The 22,622-nt window shown below is 40.8% G+C and carries 22 protein-coding genes and 1 tRNA gene; 11 read left to right on the forward strand and 12 right to left on the reverse strand.

The window, feature by feature from the left end:
* The first annotated feature begins 22 nt into the window (after positions 1–22).
* Genes pyrH through H153_RS0107825 form a run of 3 tightly spaced genes read left to right on the forward strand, consistent with a single transcriptional unit; the run spans position 23 to position 1,487 of the window.
* Positions 23–748: a UMP kinase gene (gene pyrH / locus H153_RS0107815; RefSeq protein WP_022847569.1), complete on the forward strand. Its 726-nt coding sequence runs from the start codon at positions 23–25 to the stop codon at positions 746–748.
* Positions 745–1,299, forward strand: a complete 555-nt coding sequence (gene frr, locus H153_RS0107820; protein ID WP_022847570.1) for a ribosome recycling factor — start codon at positions 745–747, stop codon at positions 1,297–1,299. Before pyrH ends, frr begins: the two co-directional genes overlap by 4 nt.
* A gap of 11 nt (positions 1,300–1,310) precedes the next feature.
* Positions 1,311–1,487 carry a 4Fe-4S binding protein gene (locus H153_RS0107825; RefSeq protein ID WP_022847571.1) on the forward strand — a complete coding sequence of 59 codons (177 nt, stop codon included), beginning with the start codon at positions 1,311–1,313 and terminating at the stop codon, positions 1,485–1,487.
* Positions 1,488–1,530: 43 nt separating this feature from the next.
* Here H153_RS0107825 and H153_RS0107830 read toward each other — a convergent pair whose 3' ends face one another.
* The 4 genes from H153_RS0107830 to H153_RS0107845 all read right to left on the reverse strand — a co-directional run bounded on the left by H153_RS0107830 (position 1,531) and on the right by H153_RS0107845 (position 5,652).
* Positions 1,531–2,709, reverse strand: a complete 1,179-nt coding sequence (locus tag H153_RS0107830) for a HEAT repeat domain-containing protein (protein WP_022847572.1) — start codon at positions 2,707–2,709, stop codon at positions 1,531–1,533.
* 11 nt (positions 2,710–2,720) lie between these two features.
* A complete protein-coding gene (locus tag H153_RS0107835; RefSeq protein WP_022847573.1) occupies positions 2,721–3,425 on the reverse strand; it encodes a hypothetical protein in 705 nt (234 codons plus the stop codon).
* Between the two features lie 121 nt (positions 3,426–3,546).
* Positions 3,547–5,097, reverse strand: coding sequence for a multiheme c-type cytochrome (locus tag H153_RS0107840; RefSeq protein WP_022847574.1), 1,551 nt, complete (start codon positions 5,095–5,097; stop codon positions 3,547–3,549).
* A 21-nt stretch (positions 5,098–5,118) separates the two neighbouring features.
* Entirely contained in the window at positions 5,119–5,652 is a 534-nt protein-coding gene (locus H153_RS0107845) for a NapC/NirT family cytochrome c (protein WP_022847575.1), read from the reverse strand.
* 300 nt (positions 5,653–5,952) lie between these two features.
* Between H153_RS0107845 and ileS the strand changes: the two genes are divergently transcribed.
* A complete protein-coding gene (gene ileS / locus H153_RS0107850; RefSeq protein WP_022847576.1) occupies positions 5,953–8,760 on the forward strand; it encodes an isoleucine--tRNA ligase in 2,808 nt (935 codons plus the stop codon).
* 39 nt (positions 8,761–8,799) lie between these two features.
* Entirely contained in the window at positions 8,800–9,474 is a 675-nt protein-coding gene (gene radC / locus H153_RS0107855) for a DNA repair protein RadC (RefSeq protein WP_022847577.1), read from the forward strand.
* Here the strand turns inward: radC and H153_RS0107860 are convergent.
* From H153_RS0107860 to H153_RS0107875, 4 genes are all read right to left on the reverse strand, one after another.
* Complete coding sequence (locus H153_RS0107860) at positions 9,452–10,138, reverse strand: hypothetical protein (protein ID WP_022847578.1); 687 nt, start codon at positions 10,136–10,138, stop codon at positions 9,452–9,454. The genes radC and H153_RS0107860 overlap by 23 nt on opposite strands.
* Positions 10,135–10,950 (reverse strand): NAD-dependent deacylase, encoded by an 816-nt coding sequence (locus H153_RS0107865; protein WP_155883453.1) that lies wholly within the window; start codon positions 10,948–10,950, stop codon positions 10,135–10,137. Before H153_RS0107865 ends, H153_RS0107860 begins: the two co-directional genes overlap by 4 nt.
* Positions 10,913–11,446, reverse strand: coding sequence for a hypothetical protein (locus tag H153_RS0107870; RefSeq protein WP_022847580.1), 534 nt, complete (start codon positions 11,444–11,446; stop codon positions 10,913–10,915). Before H153_RS0107870 ends, H153_RS0107865 begins: the two co-directional genes overlap by 38 nt.
* 59 nt (positions 11,447–11,505) lie before the next feature.
* Positions 11,506–11,592 (reverse strand) — tRNA-Leu (locus H153_RS0107875).
* Positions 11,593–11,706: 114 nt separating this feature from the next.
* Here H153_RS0107875 and H153_RS0107880 point away from each other — a divergent pair.
* The 4 genes from H153_RS0107880 to H153_RS0107895 all read left to right on the forward strand — a co-directional run bounded on the left by H153_RS0107880 (position 11,707) and on the right by H153_RS0107895 (position 14,334).
* Positions 11,707–12,417, forward strand: a complete 711-nt coding sequence (locus H153_RS0107880; RefSeq protein ID WP_022847581.1) for an MBL fold metallo-hydrolase — start codon at positions 11,707–11,709, stop codon at positions 12,415–12,417.
* Positions 12,418–12,429: 12 nt separating this feature from the next.
* A complete protein-coding gene (gene ffh / locus H153_RS0107885) occupies positions 12,430–13,776 on the forward strand; it encodes a signal recognition particle protein (protein ID WP_022847582.1) in 1,347 nt (448 codons plus the stop codon).
* Positions 13,777–13,842: 66 nt separating this feature from the next.
* Entirely contained in the window at positions 13,843–14,073 is a 231-nt protein-coding gene (gene rpsP, locus H153_RS0107890) for a 30S ribosomal protein S16 (protein WP_022847583.1), read from the forward strand.
* 21 nt (positions 14,074–14,094) lie between these two features.
* Entirely contained in the window at positions 14,095–14,334 is a 240-nt protein-coding gene (locus H153_RS0107895; RefSeq protein WP_022847584.1) for a KH domain-containing protein, read from the forward strand.
* Between the two features lie 44 nt (positions 14,335–14,378).
* On the opposite strand, the gene H153_RS0107900 is transcribed toward H153_RS0107895, so the two are convergent.
* The gene (locus tag H153_RS0107900; protein WP_022847585.1) at positions 14,379–17,105 is read right to left on the reverse strand and encodes a methyl-accepting chemotaxis protein; all 2,727 of its coding nucleotides are present in this window, start codon (positions 17,103–17,105) and stop codon (positions 14,379–14,381) included.
* A gap of 70 nt (positions 17,106–17,175) precedes the next feature.
* Entirely contained in the window at positions 17,176–18,174 is a 999-nt protein-coding gene (locus H153_RS0107905) for a DUF475 domain-containing protein (protein WP_022847586.1), read from the reverse strand.
* Positions 18,175–18,306: 132 nt separating this feature from the next.
* Between H153_RS0107905 and rd the strand changes: the two genes are divergently transcribed.
* Positions 18,307–18,474, forward strand: coding sequence for a rubredoxin (gene rd / locus H153_RS10110; RefSeq protein WP_022847587.1), 168 nt, complete (start codon positions 18,307–18,309; stop codon positions 18,472–18,474).
* On the forward strand, positions 18,474–19,448 hold the full coding sequence (locus H153_RS0107915; protein WP_022847588.1) for a glycosyltransferase family 9 protein: 975 nt from the start codon (positions 18,474–18,476) through the stop codon (positions 19,446–19,448). The genes rd and H153_RS0107915 overlap by 1 nt, the downstream gene beginning before the upstream one ends.
* Before the next feature lie 27 nt (positions 19,449–19,475).
* Here the strand turns inward: H153_RS0107915 and H153_RS0107920 are convergent, their stop codons facing one another.
* A complete protein-coding gene (locus H153_RS0107920) occupies positions 19,476–20,822 on the reverse strand; it encodes a sodium:proton antiporter (protein ID WP_022847589.1) in 1,347 nt (448 codons plus the stop codon).
* A 57-nt stretch (positions 20,823–20,879) separates the two neighbouring features.
* A complete protein-coding gene (locus tag H153_RS0107925; RefSeq protein WP_022847590.1) occupies positions 20,880–22,622 on the reverse strand; it encodes an ABC transporter substrate-binding protein in 1,743 nt (580 codons plus the stop codon).

The following is a 22,622-nucleotide window of genomic DNA, read 5'->3' on the forward strand; positions in this document are numbered from 1 at the left end:
ACCTTCTTCAGGGAAAAGGGTTATGGAAGAAATAAAATATAAAAGAATCCTCCTTAAACTCAGCGGCGAAGCCCTTCAGGGAAATCTTCCCTACGGTATAGACCCGGAATTTTTAAGTTCCCTTGCTGAAGAGATAAAAAAAGTTGCCGACTTGGACGTTCAGCTTGCTATAGTCATCGGCGGCGGTAACATCTTTAGAGGCGTAAAAGGCGCAACTCAGGGAATGGACAGAGCAACTGCAGACTATATGGGAATGCTTGCGACGGTTATGAACGCCCTTGCACTTCAGGACGCCCTTGAGAAGAAAGGTTTGAAAACGCGCGTTTTATCCGCTATAGAGATGAGAGAAATCGCAGAACCTTACATCCGAAGAAGGGCTATCAGACACCTTGAAAAGGGAAGGGTGGTCATATTCGCCGCAGGCACAGGAAATCCGTTCTTTACAACCGATACGGCGGCAGCACTTCGTGCCGCAGAAATAAATGCTGACATCCTTCTAAAAGCAACGAAGGTTGACGGTGTTTATACGGCAGACCCCATGAAGGATAAGAATGCTGTAAAACTTGACAAAATATCATATAAAGATGTTATAGTAAAAGGTATAAAAGTGATGGATTCAGCTGCGGTATCACTCTGCATGGAGAACGGCATACCGATAATTGTGTTTGACGTCCGTAAACCGGGAAACCTTGAGAAGGTAGTAAAAGGTGAAAATGTAGGTTCAGTTGTAGAAGGGGAGGCACTATGAATGACATTATAAAAGATGCCGAAAGAAGAATGAAAAAAAGCGTTGACGTGTTAAAGTCTGAATTTGCCGGACTCAGAACGGGTAGAGCATCAACCGTTCTTGTTGAGGATATAAAGGTTGATTACTACGGAACAATGACACCAATAAAGCAGCTCGCCCAGATTTCTGTTCCAGAAGCGACACAGATAGCCATCCAGCCATGGGACATCTCTGTTGTTCCAAACATTGAAAAGGCCATAAGGAACTCCGATCTTGGCGTAATGCCTCAAACAGACGGAAACGTGATAAGAATAAACCTTCCACCTCTAACTGAAGAGAGGAGAAGAGAGTTAGTTAAAAAGGCTGGAAAGATGGCTGAACAGGCAAGGATAGCCATCAGAAACATTCGCCACGAGCTTATGAAAGAACTCGATAAGATGAAGAAAGAGGGCGGCATATCCGAAGATGAGATTAAAAGGCTTAAAGACGAACTCCAGAAAGTTACTGATAAATACGTAAAACAGGTTGATGAACTCCTCAAGAAAAAAGAGGAGGAAATTCTCACAGTCTAAGGGAGGTGAAAATGGCTCACGTAATTGACCAAGAAGGATGCATCGGATGCGGCGCTTGCGCTTCTGTATGTCCTACAAACGCTATTCACCCAACAGATGATGGAAAGTACACCATTGCTGCAGAAGAATGTATCGACTGCGGCGCCTGCGTTGAAGTGTGCCCAACAGATTGCATCAGTGCTGAGTAATAGCCTGAAAGCAGGGGGATTTTATTCCCCCTTTCTCTTTTTTTTAACCCTTAGCTTTAGCAATAACTTTATAGAGATTATCTTTTACATCGTCAAGGATTTCATTGTTGTAAACCTTTTGTAGAACTGAAAGGTTCTTTTTCAAAATATCTTTATTAAACATCAAAAGCATTTTTGCAGCTTGAAGTCTTAAAGAATCGTCGTTATTAAAATCTGAAACAATCCCCAGCAAATACTTTACACCTTCGGGACAGCTCAATCTCCCCTCCGCCCACATAGCAGCACTCCTAACAGACTCATCAGGCGAAAAGAGAAAATCCTTTACAAGGGAGCAGTATCTCCTGTTTCCTGAATTTCCTATGTAGGTAAGTGCGGAGGTTAAAATAATCGTATCATTATCATTCAAAAAAGGCTTTAAAAGTTTCGAAGATATCTTTCTATTCTTAACAAAAGGAAGCCTTAAAGCAAGACGCCTCTTTATATCTTCATCAGATATAGCAGATAGAAACGTGTCTATATCAGGATTTTTGTCATAGGTAAGTATAACTTCAAGTGCCTTTGCCTTCACTTTAGGATCTGTTTCGGTACCAAGGTTCTCCTCTATCCTTTTCAAAACAGCTTCGGAAGGGCTGTGCGTCAAGTAGTAAGAAATGGCCAGAAATCTCAAGTCAGAATCTTTCGAACCAAGATACTTAGATACACCCTTCACACTATCCCTTCTGAAATAAAGGGCAAAAAGAGCCGCCTTTACCTCATCTCTATTCCCAATTTCAATAACCTTCTGTAACTCTTTACTACAGATGTCATATTTAGCAAGGCCTTTAATAGCCACCACCCTTAAATTCGAAGGATAGTTACCATTTAAAACCTGACAGAAGAGCTTACCGGCCCTTCCGTCAGAAAATGAAAAGAGGGAAATTAAGACAGCTTCTCTCACATCCTCTGCTTTTTCTTTTTTAAAAGCATCAAGCAGACAGTTAAGAGCTTCTGCACTATTTCCGTAATACCCAAGACCTTCTGCTGCTGCTTTTCTAACCTTTTCACTCTTATCCTTTAAAAGAAGCTGACAGAAAGGTTTAACATAAACAGGATCTTTTGTCCTTGAAAGGTAAAAAACTGCCAGTACTCTATCCTGAGGATCTTTAGCATTCAAGTTAAAAGGCGCTGCAAAAGCTGACATTCCCATCATTAAAACGGACAAAACCGCAATAAACCTTTTCATATACAACTCCATCACTTATCAAGTTCTTCATCGATTTTTTCAAGTAGTTTTTTGTTGAGAGTAACCCCATACTTTTTCCAAAGAGATTCCCCAAATTCCTGGGCAACCCGCATTCTCTTCTCTTTCCTTATCAGATTAACGAGCTCAACCTTGGATATAACCTTCATTTTGGGATGCTTTGGATCCTTCTTAAAACCATATTCACCCTTATGAGCTTCCATAAAATTAGCTATATCGTCAGAAGTCACTTTAAGATAATCAGCAAGCTCCATATTCAGATAAGCCTTTTTAAGATATCTTAAATAAACAGCTTTCTTAAGCCTTTTTCTTAACTTTTCAGCCTCCTGTTTTGTAATCTTTTTCTCTTTTAAAAGCCCATCAACATAACGGTTTATCTCTTTATACTTCCTTTCTATATCTTTTCCATACCTTTTAAAATACGATGTTTTTTCAACACCGCTCTTTTCAGCTTCATGGGTTAGTATCTTTTCAAATGTTAAAGCTTTCGTGGCATCGATAAGGTCCGCTAAAGTAAAGTACCAGTTACCTTTACCAACCTCCGACAACTTCTCCTCTTTATACTTTTTATAATAGCTTTTAATCTCAGAAACCGTCACACAGAGATTATCAAACTTCGTAGTAGCAACACACTCTGCCGCATAAATATTTCCTGAGAAAACAAAGATAGAAAAGATAATTGAAAGGAACAGTTTCATAGACTACCTCCATTAAAAAAGTGCGGGACAGACCCGCATAAAAGTCTATTCAAAAGTTAAATCATACAAAACCCAAGACGGAAATTAAACTAAAAAGGGCGGGATAATCCCGCCCTAAAATTTACTCTATGTGATGCGTCTCTTTATAAGCTTTAAGCTTTTCTTCATAGCTCTTAATCCATGGCACATACTTGCTTACATAGTCTGCACCAAGTCTTGGCGTTACACTGTCCTCAAGCCACTCAACAAGTTCAGTTGAAGCTTTAAATGCACCATCCCACCAGATGTAACCCGGTGCATAGTGGAACATGGCAATCTCTGTAGGTCTAACTGCCATAGCACCGATGTTCCTGACTATTTTTCTATCAATAGGTGTTGCAAGTCCCTCTTTCTCAAGTTGTTTCTCAACATCAAAGGCGATTCTCCTCAGGTTATCAAGAAATCCGATGGAAAGGTCACCACCGACAAAGCAGTTTGCCGCCCACTGTTTACTATGGCACTGGGTACATACCGCGAAAGCCCTTTTCCTGTTTTCAAGACCATCGGTAGGATACTTAACAGACGGCAGTGCCGGGTGAGGTTTACCGGGTTTCCTTACAAATACAAGCTTCCACATTCCCAATTTCCACTTACAGATAGATGCCGGGTTGTGGGTCGGTGCATAAACCATCTTATCACCTTTAAAGACAGCACCCATGTGACAGCTATCACACGTTGGTGCGAAGTAATCAACACCGGCCTTCAGGATAGGTTTATCAAGATTCCACTCATTAAACTGTGAAAGGAACATTGCACCGTGCATGGATTTTCCAAACATCTCATAGTTTGGATGGTCTTCAGACTCGTGACATCTTCCGCACGCACCTATACCTGCCCTTACAATTTTCAACCTGAAGCTGTGGAACGGATGGCAGGCCGCACAGTTTCCAATGCTTCCATCAGGGTTAATCGTTCCAGCACCCATCATTGGCCAGGTTCTAAAGTCAAAGACAACCCTATCTTTTGTCTTCTTCACTATGCTGATTTTAGTTCCGTGACATGAGTAACATCCCCAGTTTGCAAAGATTTTAACAACAGCACCTGCCTCTGGAGCCGGGGACTGAAGCTCTTTTGGTACACCGGCGTAAATCCAGACAGGGTCATTAACAATGTCTTTCCACGTTGACTCACCGTAAGTGTTCTGATGAGGAATTCTTTTTGTGGCTTTCCATCCAAGAGCCTTAAGAACAATAACAGCAAAGTTGCCGCCGGCTTTTGCCTCTGCCTTCTGAGCAATTAACCCAGAGTGAGCGTGAATGGAAGCTGTGTACTCTTTAACAATTTTCGGATGACACTTGGCGCAACTTTTAGGTGTAACAAGTGTAGAAATTATAAAGCCGTGATGTTCATAAGCTGCCGGGTTGCTCCTGTCAGACTTATGACACTCGTAACATCCAACTTTAAACCTGTAGTGAGCTGATCTTTTCCAGTCGTTTACAACAAACTGTGTCTTTTTAATGTGGCACTCTATACAGGCCTGACTTTCCTTTGAAAAAGCTTCTTTCGTTGATGTATAGAACATTCCATCAACACCGGGCTTTTCTGTTGCTGCGTGGGACGGAACAGCAAATACGGATGATGAAAGACAAAATCCTATTCCAAGAAGCGTTACCGCTTTCATAAGACTTCTCATCATTACCTCCCTTGCCTCAAATTACTTTTGAGCTACCGCGCTCTTTGAAAGCATCGCTTCAATTTTCTCTTTGAAGTAATCACCGTGCCCTACACCGTGGTGGCAGTCGATACAGGTCTTGTCAGTTTTACCCTCTTTATACTTCTCATGCATAACGTTATCTGATAGAACCTTGTGACATCCCTTACATGAAGACTCGTATGTATAACGATTTCTCTCTTCAAGGTTCTTAACCCAATCAAATTTCTCGGGCCCCGTTATATGTCCGACAGCATCTTTAACTGCCGCTCTGGTTTTAACAAATAGATATACAACCACATTAGCGTTATGGGGCATATGACAGTCTACACATGAAGCCTTACACGCCCCGGCAGACCCGCTAAGTGGTCCGTGAGCATTCTCTTCCCAGGTATCGTAGGCAAACTTCATTTCGTGGCAGGAGGCACAGAACTGCTCGGTAGAAGAATACTTAACTCCCTGTGCCACCAACAGAGAGATAAAGAGTCCCAAAACAAGCCCCCCTGCACAGATGAGAAACGGTTTTTTAGCAGACATTTAATCCCCCTTCGTGCAGGTTCTTTTAAAAACCTTAATTCTTTATTAACAAACCCTATCAGACAAACCCTGAACCGTACATTTTTACCCCTCCCTTATTTTTGTTTACATTTTTAAATGTACAACCTGCTATTATCACCGTCAAGTGGTGAAAAGATATTTTAAAATCAATAATTTTATTGATAACCGTTATCGCTTGAACAACGGTCTTACAAAAGAAAGATTCTCCTCTGTCTGAAAATGAACTTAAAGTAGTATAATTATTGGCTACTGAAAGCTTATAAAAGCGGAGGACTTAAAATGTCAGAGGAGAAGAGAGATTACAAAGAGACACTGAACCTTCCAAAAACATCGTTCCCTATGAGAGGTAACCTTCCAAAAAAAGAGAAAGAGATACTCAAGAAGTGGGAAGAGATAGACCTTTATCAAAAAGTACTGGAAAGGAAAGATAAAAACAAAAAGTACGTCCTCCACGACGGACCACCATACGCAAACGGACACATTCACATAGGTCATGCTCTAAATAAGGTTTTAAAAGACATCATCGTAAAGTCAAGAGCAATGGCAGGATACTTCACGCCTTATGTCCCCGGCTGGGACTGCCACGGTCTGCCTATCGAAAGAGCTGTATTTCAGAAGCTCAAAAAGAGAAAAGACGAAGTTGACCCAGTAGAGGTAAGAAAAAAGTGCCGGGAATACGCTGAAAACTGGATAAAAATTCAAAAAGAAGAATTTATAAGACTCGGTGTAATGGGTGATTGGAAAAACCCTTACATAACGATGAAGCCACGCTATCAGGCAGACATTTTAAGAGAACTTGCGAAATTCTACGGCAAAGGACTCGTCTATAGGGCCAAAAAACCCGTTTACTGGTGTCCTAACTGCACAACCGCCCTTGCAGAGGCAGAAATTGAATACAAAGACGAAACTTCAAAGTCCATATATGTAAAGTTTGAAATAAAAGATGAAAACTTTCCGGAAAAGAGCTATTTCGTAATATGGACAACAACACCGTGGACTCTTCCTGCAAACGTCGCCGTTATCCTCCATCCAGAACTTGAATATCAACTGCTCAAAGATGAAAAAACGGGCGAGTATTACATAATAACAACCACTCTGGTAAAAGAGTTTGAAGAAAAAACAGGGAAAAAGCTAACACCTGTTAAAACCTTTAAAGGCAAAGAGCTTGAGAAAGTAAAATACCAGCATCCATTCGTAGATAGAGAAGGCTTCGCCATACTGGCAGACTTCGTCTCCGACGAAACGGGAACCGGTGTGGTTCATAGTGCACCCGGTCATGGTGAAGAGGACTACATAGCGGCAAAAGGTTATGACCTTCCAGTACTTGCACCTGTTGACGATTATGGAAGATTTACAGAAGAGGCACCGGAGTGGCTCCACGGCATCAAGATATGGAAGGCAAACGATATTATCATAGAAAAGTTAAAGGAAAGTGGTCACCTCCTGCTTGTCGAAGAGATAGTCCATTCCTATCCTCACTGCTGGCGGTGTAAAAAACCTGTAATCTTCAGGGCAACACCTCAGTGGTTTATCGCCCTCGATAAAGGTGAACCCACACTTAGAGAAACAGCCCTTTCAGAGATTAAAAAGGTTAAGTGGATTCCTGAATGGGGAGAGATAAGAATCAGCAACATGGTTGAGCAGAGACCCGACTGGTGCATTTCAAGACAGAGAATATGGGGTGTTCCAATTGTTGCATTCTACTGCGAAAAGTGTGGCAAGCTTATCGCAACAAAAGAAATAGCCGATCACGTTGCAGATATTTTTGAGAGAGAAAGCGCCGATGCCTGGTACGAAAAAGAGGCAAGAGAACTTCTGCCCGAGGGATTTACATGTCCAGAGTGTGGCGGTACAGAGTTTAAGAAAGAAATGGATATCCTGGATGTATGGTTTGACTCCGGAAGTTCTCATGCCGCTGTCCTTGAGAGGAGAGAAGAACTTTCATGGCCTGCAGATATGTATCTTGAAGGCTCAGACCAGCACAGAGGCTGGTTCCAGGCAAGCCTCCTTGAATCCTGCGGAACAAGGGGAAAAGCTCCGTATAAATCAGTTCTAACACACGGCTTCACCCTTGACCAACAGGGAAGGAAAATGAGCAAATCCCTCGGAAACGTTATTCCACCTCAGGATGTCATAAAACAGTTTGGCGCTGACATCCTCAGACTCTGGGTATCAAGTGAAAACTTTACAGAAGACGTAAGAATTTCAAACGAAATCCTTAAACAAATAGCTGATGTTTACAGAAAGATAAGGAACACAATGAGATTTATACTTGGGAACCTGAACGACTTTGATCCTGAAAAGGACACTGTCCCATTCAACGAAATGGAAGAGATAGACAGGTGGGCACTTACAAAGTTTTCCGACCTTAAAAAAGAGATTATTAAACATTACGAGGACTTTAAATTTAACAGAATATATCGCTTGGTATATAACTACTGTGCAACAGAACTCAGCGCAACATATCTTGACATTCTTAAAGACACACTTTACTGCGAACTTCCCGACTCTAAAAAGAGGAGAAGCGCGCAAACCGCAATTTACATAATCATAAGAGAACTCACAAAACTTCTCGCACCCATACTATCCTTTACGATGGAAGAAGTCTATTCTCATATCCCGGGAAAGAAAGAGGAATCGGTATTTATCGAAGAGTTCAAAGGCGAAATCCCAGAAGAGAGAGAACTCCTTCCCGTTTGGGAAAAACTTATAAAGGTGAAAAGTCTCGTAAACAAAGCTACGGAAACGGCAAGAGCTGAAAAATTAATTGGCCACTCCCTTGAAGCTGCAATAACGGTCTATGCAGACGGTGACCTTTACCAGCTCCTTAAAAAATACGAAAATGAGCTTCCGTACATTTTCATAACATCAAAGGCAACCGTTAAACCGATCGAAGAAGCACCAGAAACAGCCATAGAAGATGCTGAAATAATAAAAGGAGCAAAGGTCAGCTTAAATAAAGCACCCGGTAAAAAGTGTGAAAGGTGCTGGATGTACTCAGAAGATGTTGGAAAAGATCCAGAATATCCGGACGTATGCCCGAGGTGTGCCGCAGTCTTAAAGAAGATAGATAGCAGGGGGGAATAATCTTCCCCCCTTTACTAACCTTCGCTCAAAGGAGAAGCCTTGAGTTTTTACAGAGTTAAAGATCTTCCTGAATCCGATCGTCCAAGAGAAAAGCTCCTTAAATTGGGTGCCGAAAACCTGACAGACGCTGAAATAATTGCCATACTTCTTAGAACAGGTATTAAAGGGAAAAATGTAATAGATCTTGCAAGGGAAATCCTCATTCGGTTCGGCGGAATAGAAGGTATATCTGAAGCCTCAGTAAGAGAACTTTCCACCTTTAAAGGATTGGGAAAGGCAAAAGCAATAACATTGAAAGCAGCCATCGAAGCAGGAAGAAGAGCAGGCAAACTGAAAAAAAAGAGAAAGATAAACTCACCTGAAGCTGTCGTTAATCTTCTTGAACATCTCAGATATGAAAAGGTAGAAACGTTCGGTATATTAACACTAAACACAAAAGGAGAGCTTATAAACATCCATACAGTTTCAAAAGGTGGGGTAAACTTTGCACACATCGAACCTAAAGAGGTCTTCCATCCGGCAGTAAAGGATTTAGCCGTTGCTGTTATCCTGTTTCACAACCATCCATCAGGAAATCCTGAACCTTCAACAGACGACATAAAAGTAACCAGAAAAATCGTTCAGGGAAGCGAAATTTTAGGTATAGAAATCATTGATCACATCATAATAGGAAGAGACAGATTTTTCAGCTTTAAAGAAAATCACCTGATTTAATCAACTCTTCCTTCCCCGCAACTAACAGATTCTTATAACCGTAAGCTTCTAAGAGCTCTTTTATATATTCCGTCGCGAAACTCCCATCAAGTCCTGTACAGAAGGCAAATGTCCTTTGCCCACATTCCCTCGCAACTTCATTTAAAAACCCAAGTTTCCTGCCCTTCTTTGTCCTCTTGAACAGTGGATCCCGCCACTGACGAATCATATTTGCCTTACACTCGTGAATCTCAAGTCCTTCAGGTCCTGAAAAAGCGACATCTATTTCTTTGTCAGAAATCTTCACCCTCCCTCTATATAGTCTGCACTGATTTAGACGCCTAACTTTACCTTTTAAACGAATTGCACCCCTCTTAGAAAGGACAACCTCAAGAAAATTACCTCTCCGCGTGTCTGTTCTTTTGATAAAAAAAGATTTCAACACATTCAGCAATTCAACTGCGGCTGAAAAAGAGATTAACCCTGCATCGTAACACTCCCTTACCGTATGAAAAATCCTCTCGGCTGTTATCCTTTCTGAATCTGTAGGCCGGTAGGTATTAATAAGAACAAAAATACAGGATTTAACTTCCGGATACCTTTTCATAAAACGGAAAAGCCTTTCCATCTCTTTAGAAATAAGCAACCTGTAACTCTTTCCTTTCCTGCAAGAACACTTCTTCATATATTTTTCACCTCTTTAAGAATAGAAGGTAAAACTTTAGCAGCAGAACCTCTAAAAACAAAATCACACTGTTTTGAAAGAAAGGTTTCCTCAGGATTAACTTCAACCAAAACAGCACCGGATTCCTTCGCAACTATTGGAAGTGAAGCTGCAGGCTGAACAAGAGCAGAAGTCCCGACAGAGAAAAAGAGGTCCGAACCTTTAGACACAGAAAAGGCTTGAGACAAAACATCTTCAGGAAGAGCTTCCCCAAACCATACGACACCAGGACCAACAAGCTCACCGCACACAGGACAGACAGGGAGAGAGTCTTCAGAAAGTCCTTTCAGTATTTTCTCCTTAAAATCACTTTCTGAAAGATTCTTTAAAAAGCACTTACTGGCAATTGGAAAAATCTCAGAAAACCGCTCCTTACTGTAAAATGCACCACAGAACCTGCACTTTCCCTCAAAAATATTACCGTGAAGCTCCAAAACTTTTACAGAACCTGCCTCTTCGTGAAGTCCGTCAACATTTTGAGTAACAACTATAACTTTTCCGCTAAACAATTTTTCAAACTCAGCAATCGCAGTATGTCCGGGGTTTGGCTGAGCCTTAGCAATGAGCCACATACGGTAAAGGTACCACTTCCAGATCTTCAAAGAGTCATTTAAAAACGCCTCAAACGTAGCAAGTTCAGCCGGTGAATACCTGTTCCAGAGACCATCCTTTCCCCTAAACGTAGGAATTCCACTCTCCGCGCTTATTCCAGCACCTGTAAAGAAAACAATTCTCTTAGCGTTTCTTATCAGACGGCTTAATTCCATCTTTATACCTTCCGACAAACCGCTTAGATTGTAAAATTTTAAAGCTATCATCGTCCTTTTTCAAAACAGCTTCATATAAGGCATCCCTTCCCAGAACATACCTCACAACAACTGTGTCGCCTCTATCCTCTTCGGCAACAATCTTAACTTTCCGGTTTCCTAAAATAGAGCTATCCGCACCTACCATAAACCTCAAAGCCCCATACACGAGAGAAAAACGCAGAATAAAACTGAAAACAACAACAGAAATAATAAAAAGAAACAGCAGTTTTCCGCTCTCCATAACTCTCCTTAAAAAGGCAACGAGGAAAAATCCACGCCGGGAGAAAATGAAGGAGAAAATGAAAAGTGCAGCAACTAAAAAAATAGGGACAAGAGAAACCTTTGAAGAAGCGGCAGAAAAATCCCAACATCTAACAGCGTCAGAAAGTTTCCCATCTTTTAAAAGTTCCAGGTAAAATTGAAAAAAGTCAGCAGCAGCCCCTGATAAAAGAGAAAACATTTTAATCCTCTAAAGAGATTTCTCCATACAACCATTATATTAAAACGGTTGCAGTTTGATGGTGCCCGGGGCGGGATTTGAACCCGCACGGTGTTGCCACCACAGGATCCTGAGTCCTGCGCGTCTGCCAATTCCGCCACCCGGGCAGAAATAGATTGTCTTTAATTGTTATTGATGAGATAGAAATATAAGAAATCTTTTTTTTCAAGGCAACCAAAAGAGAATCATATATAATGAAACCATCCGTAAGGAGGTGACAGATGACAGAGAAAATCGTAATCCTGTACGACAATAGAGCCGCCGAAGGATTAATTCCGGACTGGGGATTTTCAACCTTTATAGAAGGGGAAACAAACATACTGTTTGACACAGGTGCAAAAGCTGAAATACTCGAAAAAAACGCCGCCACACTCTCCATAAATCTATCAGATATAGACGGTATATTCATCTCTCATAACCACTGGGATCATACCGGCGGACTTAAAACCGTCACAGAAAAAGCTCCCCATGCGGACATATTCGTCCCCGAAAGCGATGCAGAATTTTTTGAGGAAGAAGTTGGTGAAAAAGGCATCGTCATACCTGTCGAAGATCCAACAGTCATAGCACCTGAAATCTTCTCAACCGGCATGATGCCTACAGGAATGAGAGATCCTGCCTTTGAACACGCTTTAGTAGCAAAGACAGAGAAAGGAAGTATTTTGGTAACGGGATGCTCTCATCCAGGAATAGAGAGAATAGCAGAAGAAGCTGTACGACTCTCTGAAGAAAAACTCTACATGATAATTGGCGGCTTTCACCTTTACAAAAAAGATGAAACAAGCATAAAGAAAATCGCTGAAAAACTGATGGATTTTACAGAATTTGTTGCCCCCTGCCACTGTACGGGAAACAGCGGGATAGAGGTTTTCAAAGAAACATTTAAGGATAGATTTATTGACTGCAGGGCGGGAACCGAAATCGCTTTTTAAGATGGAGGAGAAATGTTTGACGCACTTGCGGAAAAGATACAATCTGCAATAGGCAAAATAGCAAAAAAGGGAAGAATAGATGAAGAGACTCTTAACAAAGGGTTGAGAGAGATAAAGCTTGCACTACTTGAAGCAGATGTAAACTACAAAGTTGTTTCAAACTTTATAAAAGAGATTAAAGAGAAAGCTTTAGGAGCCAAAGTAACAAAAGGGGTTACAGCCGTTCAGCAACTTGTAAAGATAGTTCACGACGAACTTGTAAAAGCCTTAGGTGAAAAAGCTGAACCGTTGAACCTTAAAAGCAAGCCTTCAGTGATCCTACTTATAGGTCTTCAGGGTTCAGGTAAAACCACAACATCTGCAAAACTTGCAAAACTACTCAAAAAGCAGGGCAAAAAGGTTCTACTTACCTCCGTTGACATATACAGACCTGCTGCCATGCTTCAGCTTAAAAAACTTGGCCAGCAGATAGGTGTTCCGGTATTTCTTGAAGAGAACGAAAAAGACGCAGCAAAGATTGCAGAAGATGCACTTAAAAAGGCAAAGGAAGAGAACTACGACGTTCTCATAGTTGATACAGCAGGAAGACTTCACATAGACGAAGAGATGCTTAAGGAGGCAAAAGAGATAAAAGAAAGAATCAAACCTGATGAGGTGCTCTTTGTCTCCGACGCCATGACAGGACAGGAAGCCGTAAACATAGCAAAAGCTTTTGATGAAAACGTCGGTATGACAGGTATCATCCTCACAAAGCTTGATTCTGATGCAAGGGGTGGTGTTGCACTCTCCGTAAAAGGCGTAACAGGCAAACCGATAAAATTTGCCGGCGTCGGTGAAAAGATAGACGACTTTGAACCGTTCTATCCTGACAGGGTGGCATCAAGAATTTTAGGAATGGGTGACGTTGTAAGTCTTGTAGAAAAGGCACAGGAAGTGATAGATGAAGAAGAAGCCATCTCCATGCAGGAAAAACTTTTATCCGGCGAGTTCACACTTGAAGACTTTAAGAAACAGCTTGAAATGATACAGAGAATGGGACCTATAAAACAGCTTATAAAGATGATTCCGGGACTTTCCAGCCAGAAGATGCTCAAGCAACTTGACAAAGCAATAGACGACAAAAAACTTAAAAGGATTGAAGCTATCATAAATTCCATGACACCGGAAGAGAGGAGAAACCACGCAATTATAAACGCCAGCAGAAAACGAAGAATAGCGAGAGGAAGTGGCACAAGTGTCAAAGATGTCGATGCCCTTTTGAAGCAGTTTGCACAGGCAAAAATGATGATGAAACAGATGAAAAAGATGCAGAAAAAGATGGCCAAAAAAGGCGGGAAATTCCCCTTCCCATTCATGTAAGGTTGTATTAAATTACGATTGGTATAAAATTACCTTTTACAAAACTGTCTTTAAGGAGGAGAGAAGTTGGTAAAGATAAGACTCAAGAAAGTAGGAAGAAAGAAGCTTCCAGTCTATAAAATTGTTGTTGCCGAAGGTATGTCAAAGAGAGACGGAAAAGCGGTAGATATCCTTGGAACTTACAACCCTAAATCAAAAGAACTTCAAATTGACGTTGAAAAAGTAAAAGAATGGATTGCTAAAGGAGCTCAGCCAACTGAGAGGGTTGCTGCACTTCTAAAGCAAGCTATCCAGTAATACTGGAAACGGGAGGCGACCATGTCTGCAGTAAAAGAGTTAGTTGAGTGCATCGTTAAAAAGTTAGTTGACAACCCGGATGCTGTAAACGTTGTTGAAACGGAAGGAGAAAGAACTGTAATTATCGAACTGAAGGTTGACCCTAAAGACCTCGGCAAGGTTATCGGCAAACAGGGAAGAACTGCAAAAGCAGTAAGGACATTAATCTCTTCAGTTGCTGCAAAGAGCGGTAAAAGAGCAGTCCTTGAAATAATAGAATAAGAAATCTTCCCGGTTCTTTCGCCGGGAAGATAAACTTTTCACTTTTAAACCTTAAACCTGTTTAGCTCTTCTTCAAGTTCCTTAATCTTTTCAGAAACTCTGGTTATTCCCTCAACCACTTCTTTTAAATCATCCACATTTCTTGTGGCTATCTCTGCAACCTCCTTTACCGTCTTAGCAACCTCTTCTATAGACTCAGATTCTGACTTCGCCTCTTCAGAAACCTTAACTACAATCTTTTCGAGCTCTTCCATCGACTCTTTTATGTTTTCAAAAGCCCTTGAAACGTTATCTATAACCTTCTCTCTTATATCTTTGTTTATGTTGGAAACTGTCGCCTTTATCTGATCCGTAGCAGAAACAACCTTCTGAGCCAGCTTCCTCACCTCGTCAGCAACTACGGCAAAACCTCTACCAGCTTCACCTGCCCTTGCAGCTTCAATGGCAGCGTTGAGAGCAAGAAGGTTCGTCTGAGTTGCTATCTGGAAGATAATCTCAACAATCGAACCCAATTCCTTCGTTCTTTCATCAAGAAGCTTCTTAATTTCATCAATAATACTCTCCGCTTCGTCAACTATCTGTAAGTTTTTAGAAGAAAGCTTGTTAACTTCAAGAACTTCCCCCGCAAGATCAGCTATATCCTTTGAGGTCTTCTCTATAGAGCCAGAAACTGCGTTGGTCTTATCAGTTTGATAAAGAATCTTCTCCATTACTTCTGAAAGACTATCAACCTTGTTTTCAAGGAGAACTACCGCCTTCTTAAGCGTATCGATAGATAGACCTATAGACTTCCCAAGAGATTCAATACCTTTATTGAACGATACAGCTATCTCTTTCAGGTCACCCTTAAGTTCATCTTCATTCATCCTTACCATAAGATTACCACCTGCAAGTTTACGAGTAGCAAGGAGAAGAGAATCTCTTATGGTAAGGAAAGTATTTTGAATACCTACAAGGGCATCCTTCAGGGTTTTCAAAGATTCCGGGAATTTTGAATCGTCAAGCTCAACACTTAAGTTTCCACTCTCAAGCTCATTAACAAACCTGTTTATTTCCCTGATTATGTTTCTCATCGTGAGAGCAAATGTATTTGCCGCCTCCCCAACTTTTCTTAAGTCTCCCTTGAACGATTCAACATCTATTTCCTGCTGTATATCAGCCTGCTCTAAGATAGAGGCAAGTGTATCCATGGCCTTCTTTATGTCGTTAGAAGCAAGATTTATATTCTTTACAATAGACTTAAGTTCCCCTGGCAGTAGTGTTTCGTCGTATGTCTTAAACTTCGCATCTGCAAGATCTTCAGCCATTTTATTGACTACATCAACAACCTTCCTGAAGTTATCAACTATCTCTGATAAACCGTGAACAATCTCCCTGTATCTTCCCTCAAAACCTTTCTCATTTACAGTCACATCCAATCTACCGTTAGATAGACTCTCCGTAACAAGATTCATTTCAGACATAAAAGCCTTCAGTGTTTCAACTATTTTTTGTAGATTCCTCTCAAGAACTTTAAAGTCTCCCCTGAACACACTCTTACTCGTTGAAATTTCAAAATCACCTCTTGAAATTTTCTCAGAAACTTTATCGACTTCGGAAATTACACTTTTAAAAGTTCCTATCAGTCCATTAATCAAACGCTTCATTTCGGCAAATTCATCATTACCTGAAACGTCATCCATTGAAACCTTTAAATTTCCCCTGTTAATGGTTTCAAGCAGCCCTTTTATCTCATTTGTTGAATTAAGTATCTTCCGTCTCAAAACGGCAACAAACATCAAAACCAACAAAAGACCGACGACAAGAGATAAAGATACAATCATCTCCTTCTTTGCATCCATGGAAAAACTTAACGTCCTTTTTTTCAGAAGACCGAGATACTCATCTTGAAACCTTTTTAAAACCTTCAAAAAGTCTGTGTAAATCTGGAAAACCTGAAGAGGCTTATATGCGGCAAGTTCCTGATATCTTTCACCGTCTATTATCTTTTTTATTTCTTTAACCCTGTTAAATTCAGGTGTTGTCTGTATAGAACGGAATCTCTTTTTTAATTCGTTAAAAGAAAGCGTATCAACGACTCCTCTCAAAACCTTCTCTTCGTCGTTTACAGTTTTATAAAAGGCAAGCAGCGCTTTCGGTATTGTAGCGTTTGCACCATGAGAATTTACGTAAGAAGCAATACTTGATGCAAGAGCTCTTTCAACACCAAAAGTATCTTTGTACTTCAGGAAAAGGTTAAAAGCAACAAGGTCTCTTTCAAAAACAGTATCCTTTAGTTCTTTCTCGGCCAGCTTGTGAATGTTACCTCTCACTTCATCAATATAGCCTGTATAAGCCGTTAAAACATCTATGTTGGAAGCATTTCCACTGTCAACTTCCTGCCTCAATTTTTTGAGCTCCATCGCGGAAACTTTATGCACATCGTCAGATGAAAGATAATGAGAAACAACATACTGAAAATCTTTAATATCCCTGTCCACTTTCTTCCTCTGGGATAAAAGCTTCATATATACAGGAGAAGTTTTATCTCTGTTTTGAGTAACAAAAGCCGTTGATAACCCTCTCTCAACAGCAAGGTCATGGACAAGTTTTGCAACTGATTCAACCATGGGAAAATGAACTTCCATTATCCTGGCAGGAGCATAAATCTTCCTGTAAACTTCTCTTGCCTGCCTGCCAAGCACCATAACAGCGGCAAAAATAGGAATAAATACAACAACAAGAATCTGTCTGCTTACCTTTTCCATGCCAAGCTTTTTTAAAAAGCCCATTGACCGTCCCCCAATTCATAAAATATTAATGATATTACTATCGGTAATTTCCCAGGCAATTTTATTGTAATTATAGCAGCTGCCCTCCTTTCCTTAAGGAAGAGTAAAGAGAAGAGAGTATAAAAACAAGAGCCGTCAAACTTATAACCACCTCAGGAATTGAGAAGAATAGTTCAAGCAGCATCATTATCCCTAAACCACCGATACCCCAGTGAGCTCCGTGTTCAAGATAGGGAAGATGCTGTAACCTACCGGTATCCACAAAATAAACGGTAAGTGAACGAAGGATAAAAGCACCGACAGAAAGGCCGAGAGTGATAATTATGAGATTCTGGCTTATAGCAAATGCACCAACCGTTCCATCAAGCGAACAGGAAGCATCTAAAAGCTCAAGATAGAGAAAGCTTGCCCAACCGCTGTCTCCTGAAAAGTAATCTTTCTTTTTAAAATACTCAATAGCATTTTTAACAAAATGAACAATTTCAAAAAGGAGAACTCCCAAAATCATGGCAAGCGTGATGTTTTCCTGCTGCTTTAACAAACCAATTACAAAAACAATAGCAAGGGCAAAAATAAGTTTTATCTCTCCTAACCTTGCAACTTTTGAAGCTCCCTCTTCAAAAAATTTTATCCAGTGAAGATTCTTCCCAGCATCAAACAACCAGTTTATAAATACCATCAAAAGAAAAGAACCGCCAAAAGCAAGGATAAGCGGTTCTGCATGCTCAAGATGCTCCGCATAAATGGCAGGATGCTTGAAAGCTATATCTATCGTTTCTTTAAAAGAAATCCCGGCAGTGAGAGAAACTATCAAAACAGGAAAGAGAAACCGCATGCCAAACACAGCCGTAAGAATCCCCCAAGTAATAAACCTTTTCCGCCACTTTGGTGTCATCGTAGCTAAGACAAGAGCATTCATAACAGCGTTGTCAAAGGAAAGAGAAACCTCAAGAAACGAAAGAAGCGTCCCCTCAAGAACACCTTTTATTCCCATATAGGCAAATTCAATTATCCAGCTTATGAGAAAAATAATTCCAAACTCAACAAGCAACTTCTTAAATCTACCCATACTGCTCTCCAAACATAAACTGCCAGTGTCCTATAATAACACAAATGGAATAGGTCCTTTAGGATTTCCCAATACAGAAGAAGGGTGTGCTATAATCTATCATAGTCTATCAAAGAAAATTAAGGGGAAAAGATGGCTAAAGAATGGCGATGCACAATATGTGGTTACATATATAATCAGGAGAATGGTGATCCTGAAAACAGCGTGCCTCCAGGAACACCATTTGAGGCAATTCCTGATGAATGGGTGTGCCCAATATGTGGGGCATCAAAAGACAAATTTGAACCGTTAGAGGAATGATGAAAGTTTTACTCATAAGACTTTCTTCAATAGGGGACGTTATACTTATCTCTTCTGTTTTTAACGCACTCAAAAAAGCCGGAGCGGAAATTGACATACTAACAGATAAATCCATAGCCCCCATATTCGTGCCCGATACCCGCATCAGAAAGGTCATGGGCGTCAACAAAAACAGACTATCATTTCAGGCTATAAAAGAGTTAGCGGATAACCTTAAAAAGGAAAACTACAACTATGTTTTTGATTTACATAACATCCTGAAAACGCGGTTACTTTCAAAGTTTTTACCTTTTAAAACCATACGGTACAACAAACAGTCCCTCTGGCGAAGAGAGGTAATATTCTTCAAGTTTTTAAAAAGGAAAAAGCAGCTTTTCATCCCTGAACTTTATGCAAAAGCCGTCAGAAAAGCCGGTATAGAGGTCGAAGAAAATCCCACCCCGGAAATATTCATTCCTGAAGAAACGGAATTACACATATCAAGACTTTTACCCCACAAAAAATTTGTTGTAATCGCACCGGGAGCCAGATGGGAAGGTAAAGCTTACCCAATAAGGAAGTACAAGCGAATTGCACAGATATTGAGAAGGGTTGGTTTTGAGGTCGTTACAGTCGGCGGAAAGGAAGATGTGGAAGCCGGTATGGAAATAACGGGCGCTTACAATTTGAACTTCTGCGGAAGATTAACCCTCCTTGAATCAATGGCGGTAATAAAGCAGGCCGAATTCGTCATATCCAACGACTCCTCTGCAGTTCACATGGCAAGGGCTGTAAAAACAAAAGTAGCAGTTATTTACGGTGCAACCCATCCATGTTTTGGATTTGCTCCCCTTGAATCCGAAGGAACCGTAATAAGGAAAGAACTCCCTTGTAACCCGTGCTCTCTCCACGGGAAGGTTAGATGCGAACACCTCAAGTGCCTTGACATACCGCCAAAAGAGGTAGTTACAAAAGCACTCCAAATGATATCGTAAAGGGGCGAAAAAGACGCCCCGGACTTATTATTTAAAAAAGACAACAGTAAGAATCACAAAAGTCGTAACAAGAACAGGAATTGAATACTTTATTATATATCCAAAGAAAGAAGGCATCTCAACGCCCTGTTCCCTTGCGATAGAAGCAACCATAAAATTTGGCGCATTTCCAATATAGGTAATTGCACCAAAGAAAACGGCACCTGCAGAAATAGCCTCAAGATATATAGAATGTGTCGCTATCAATTTATGGACAGCAACCTTAACAGGAACACCCGGATAAAACTTCCCAAGAGCTGTCATTAAAAATGTAAGGTATGTTGGTGCATTATCAAGGAAAGAAGAAAGGGAACCTGTAGCCCAGAAATAGTGGTAAGGTTCGGAAAGCATATGGATCAACCCACCTGCCGGTCCATGTTCACCAGCTTCAAGAATTTTAAGACACGGAATCATCGCAATAAAGATACCTATAAATAGGATAGCGACCTCTTTTATTGGAAACCAGGTAAACTCGTTCTTTTCTCTTACCATCGGTGGCGTTAAAAGAATTGAAAGAACCGCAAGAACGACGAGAATCAAGTCCCTCAAAACATCCTGTAGATGAAGATGCACCCCAAAAACACTTATCTGAGGGAGATGTACAATGCCGCTTAAGAGAACAGCCCCCAAAACGCCTATAAGAAACAGAAAATTAATAGAACCAAGAATTTCAAACTTCTCATCACCTATCGGAATGGTCGTTTTATCTTCTTTTGCATAGTAATAAGAATCAACTGCAAAAAAGATACCAAGAACAATCAACACAGCTGTTATCCATATCGGAATAAGCCTTAGAGTGAAGAAAAAGGGAACCCCTTTTAGAAAACCAAGAAAGAGAGGCGGATCACCAAGAGGCGTCAAAGCACCACCAATATTTGCGACTAAGAAAATGAAGAAAACAATAACAAACGTTTTATACTTTCTCCACCTGTTAGCCCTTATTAAAGGCCTCACAAGCAGCATAGCCGCACCTGTAGTTCCCATAAGAGATGCAAGCATAGCACCTATAAAGAGAAGAGCCGTATTAAAAATCGGCTTCCCCACAAAGGAACCTTTTATATAGATACCCCCTGCAATCGTATAAAGAGCTCCAAGGAGAACAAGGAACGGAATATATTCAACCAGAATCGTGTGCAAAATATCGTGAACTGCAATACCTTTGTACATAGCAATAAAAGGAACTGCACATGCGACTGCCCAAAAGGCTGAAACCTTACCAAAATGTTTATGCCAGAAGTGTGAAGCAACAAGAGGCAAAATGGCAATGGAAAGGAGAATTCCAGCAAAAGGTATGGTCAACCATAGGGGCATGTGGGCTCCAATCTCTTCAACCATAGGTTCCTCCCTCAGATTTGCTCATTCTTTTTTTAGATTTCAACAGGAAAGATTATATCACTCTTTTATGAAAATACGTTCCGGCTTATAGGCACCCCATATAGTAGGAAAATAGTTTCTAACTCTATTCCTCGCTGCCTCAAGAACAACAGGAGCCGCTATGTAAATGAGAGGTTGTTGTTCACAGATTATTCTGTACGCCTTTCTATAAATCTTCACCCTCTTTTTAAAATCAAGCTCTTTCACCCCTTCGTCAAAAAGTCTATCAACCTCGGCTTCCCATTTGGTCACCGGCTTTTTCTGCCCCGGATTCCACAGGTGAAGCTGTCCAGAACTTTTCCAGACATTCCTTCCGCCGTTTGGATCCATAGAACCTGTAAGCCCTATAATCACAGCATCAAAGTCGTGAGTGTTGAGAAGCTTATCAACAAGATTGTTAAAATCAAGAGGTTGAAAGTGAACATCTATACCAAGTCTTTTAAAATCAAACTTCAAAATCGTGCCTATCTGAACTCTTGCAGGATTGTTGGAATTCGTAAGGAGGTTAAACTCCACTTTATGGCCATCCGGCGTTTCAAGCCACCCGTCTCCGTTTCTATCTTTTAATCCAATACTTTCAAGCAACGCCTTTGCCTTTTTAAGATCATAAGGAAACTTAGGTGCATTCTCATCGTAATAGAGTTTATTGGCAGACGTAACAGGCGTATAAACGGGAAAACCAAGCCCATTATAAACCGTCAGAACAATACCCTTTCTATCTACGGCGTGAGAAATGGCTCTCCTGAAAGTCGCATTTGAAAAGAGTCTCCACTTCCAGTCAGGAACAGCACCTTTTCGCTCGTTAAAACACAAAAAATCAGCGGTAAGAGAAGGACCTAAGTTATATATGGTAAAGTTGCCGTTTTTCTCTTCTTGTTTTAAGGCTGGAAAATCGTCACCGGAAAGTCCATAAAAATCCAGCTCACCATTCTTAAACTTAAGAAGTTCTGTGTCTTTCTGCGGGAGAATGTATGTAACCTTTTTTTCTACAAAGGGTAATTTATCGCCGTAATCATCTCTCATATAGTAGTAAGGATTCCTCTCATAAATCAGATACTGACCGGGAACATATTTCACAAGTTTATAGGGTCCCGTCCCTACAATTTCTTCTGGCGGCGTTGAGACAGTCCATACGTTATCAAAACTTCCATCATTTACAGATTTTTCAAGAACATGTTTGGGGAAAATAGCTGCTGAAAGTGAATAGAGAAGTGGAGCAAAAGGCTCAGGCAGAACAAACTCAACTGTGTAATTATCTATCTTCCTGATTTCCGGTAACTTACCGTCAATCTCAAACATATCTTTAACAGAATTGGGATAGCGGGGATTGAAGTAGATATCTCTGTAAGTAAAAACAACATCGTCAGCTGTAAAAGGTTTACCGTCAAACCACCTGACATTTTTCCTTAAATGAAATATCCACCTCCTGCCGTTGTCCTTAAATTCCCACGAAACTGCAAGCCTGCCTGTAGGTTTCAGTGTTTTAATGTCAACATCGGTAAGACCTTCAAAAAGTCCACCAACAGCACCTGTAGAAGACGTCTCATGGGCAAAAACAAGGTTAAAAGTTTTTGGATCAGAGGAGGAAGAGTCGTAAAGCGTTCCCCCGTAAGCACCTTTCTGAAAATGGACTTTTGACGGATCCACCCTTTCACCAAGAACAGCATCACCTGCAGGTTTGCCGGAAGGCTCAGAACAGGAAAAAAAGAAAAAGGGCAGAAGCGCCAAAAGCACCCTGCCCCTGAGTTTTATCAGTTTCAA

The sequence above is a fragment of the Desulfurobacterium sp. TC5-1 genome (assembly GCF_000421485.1).
Classification (GTDB): Bacteria; Aquificota; Aquificia; order Desulfurobacteriales; family Desulfurobacteriaceae; genus Desulfurobacterium_A.

Bases quoted from the DNA above. Each gene is read 5' to 3' on its own strand.
- pyrH (WP_022847569.1), top strand. From the start codon at position 23: ATGGAAGAAATAAAATATAAAAGAATCCTCCTTAAACTCAGCGGCGAA.
- frr (WP_022847570.1), top strand. From the start codon at position 745: ATGAATGACATTATAAAAGATGCCGAAAGAAGAATGAAAAAAAGCGTT.
- H153_RS0107825 (WP_022847571.1), top strand. From the start codon at position 1,311: ATGGCTCACGTAATTGACCAAGAAGGATGCATCGGATGCGGCGCTTGC.
- H153_RS0107830 (WP_022847572.1), bottom strand. From the start codon at position 2,709: ATGAAAAGGTTTATTGCGGTTTTGTCCGTTTTAATGATGGGAATGTCA.
- H153_RS0107835 (WP_022847573.1), bottom strand. From the start codon at position 3,425: ATGAAACTGTTCCTTTCAATTATCTTTTCTATCTTTGTTTTCTCAGGA.
- H153_RS0107840 (WP_022847574.1), bottom strand. From the start codon at position 5,097: ATGAGAAGTCTTATGAAAGCGGTAACGCTTCTTGGAATAGGATTTTGT.
- H153_RS0107845 (WP_022847575.1), bottom strand. From the start codon at position 5,652: ATGTCTGCTAAAAAACCGTTTCTCATCTGTGCAGGGGGGCTTGTTTTG.
- ileS (WP_022847576.1), top strand. From the start codon at position 5,953: ATGTCAGAGGAGAAGAGAGATTACAAAGAGACACTGAACCTTCCAAAA.
- H153_RS0107860 (WP_022847578.1), bottom strand. From the start codon at position 10,138: ATGAAGAAGTGTTCTTGCAGGAAAGGAAAGAGTTACAGGTTGCTTATT.
- H153_RS0107870 (WP_022847580.1), bottom strand. From the start codon at position 11,446: ATGTTTTCTCTTTTATCAGGGGCTGCTGCTGACTTTTTTCAATTTTAC.
- H153_RS0107880 (WP_022847581.1), top strand. From the start codon at position 11,707: ATGACAGAGAAAATCGTAATCCTGTACGACAATAGAGCCGCCGAAGGA.
- ffh (WP_022847582.1), top strand. From the start codon at position 12,430: ATGTTTGACGCACTTGCGGAAAAGATACAATCTGCAATAGGCAAAATA.
- H153_RS0107895 (WP_022847584.1), top strand. From the start codon at position 14,095: ATGTCTGCAGTAAAAGAGTTAGTTGAGTGCATCGTTAAAAAGTTAGTT.
- H153_RS0107900 (WP_022847585.1), bottom strand. From the start codon at position 17,105: ATGGGCTTTTTAAAAAAGCTTGGCATGGAAAAGGTAAGCAGACAGATT.
- H153_RS0107905 (WP_022847586.1), bottom strand. From the start codon at position 18,174: ATGGGTAGATTTAAGAAGTTGCTTGTTGAGTTTGGAATTATTTTTCTC.
- rd (WP_022847587.1), top strand. From the start codon at position 18,307: ATGGCTAAAGAATGGCGATGCACAATATGTGGTTACATATATAATCAG.
- H153_RS0107915 (WP_022847588.1), top strand. From the start codon at position 18,474: ATGAAAGTTTTACTCATAAGACTTTCTTCAATAGGGGACGTTATACTT.
- H153_RS0107920 (WP_022847589.1), bottom strand. From the start codon at position 20,822: ATGGTTGAAGAGATTGGAGCCCACATGCCCCTATGGTTGACCATACCT.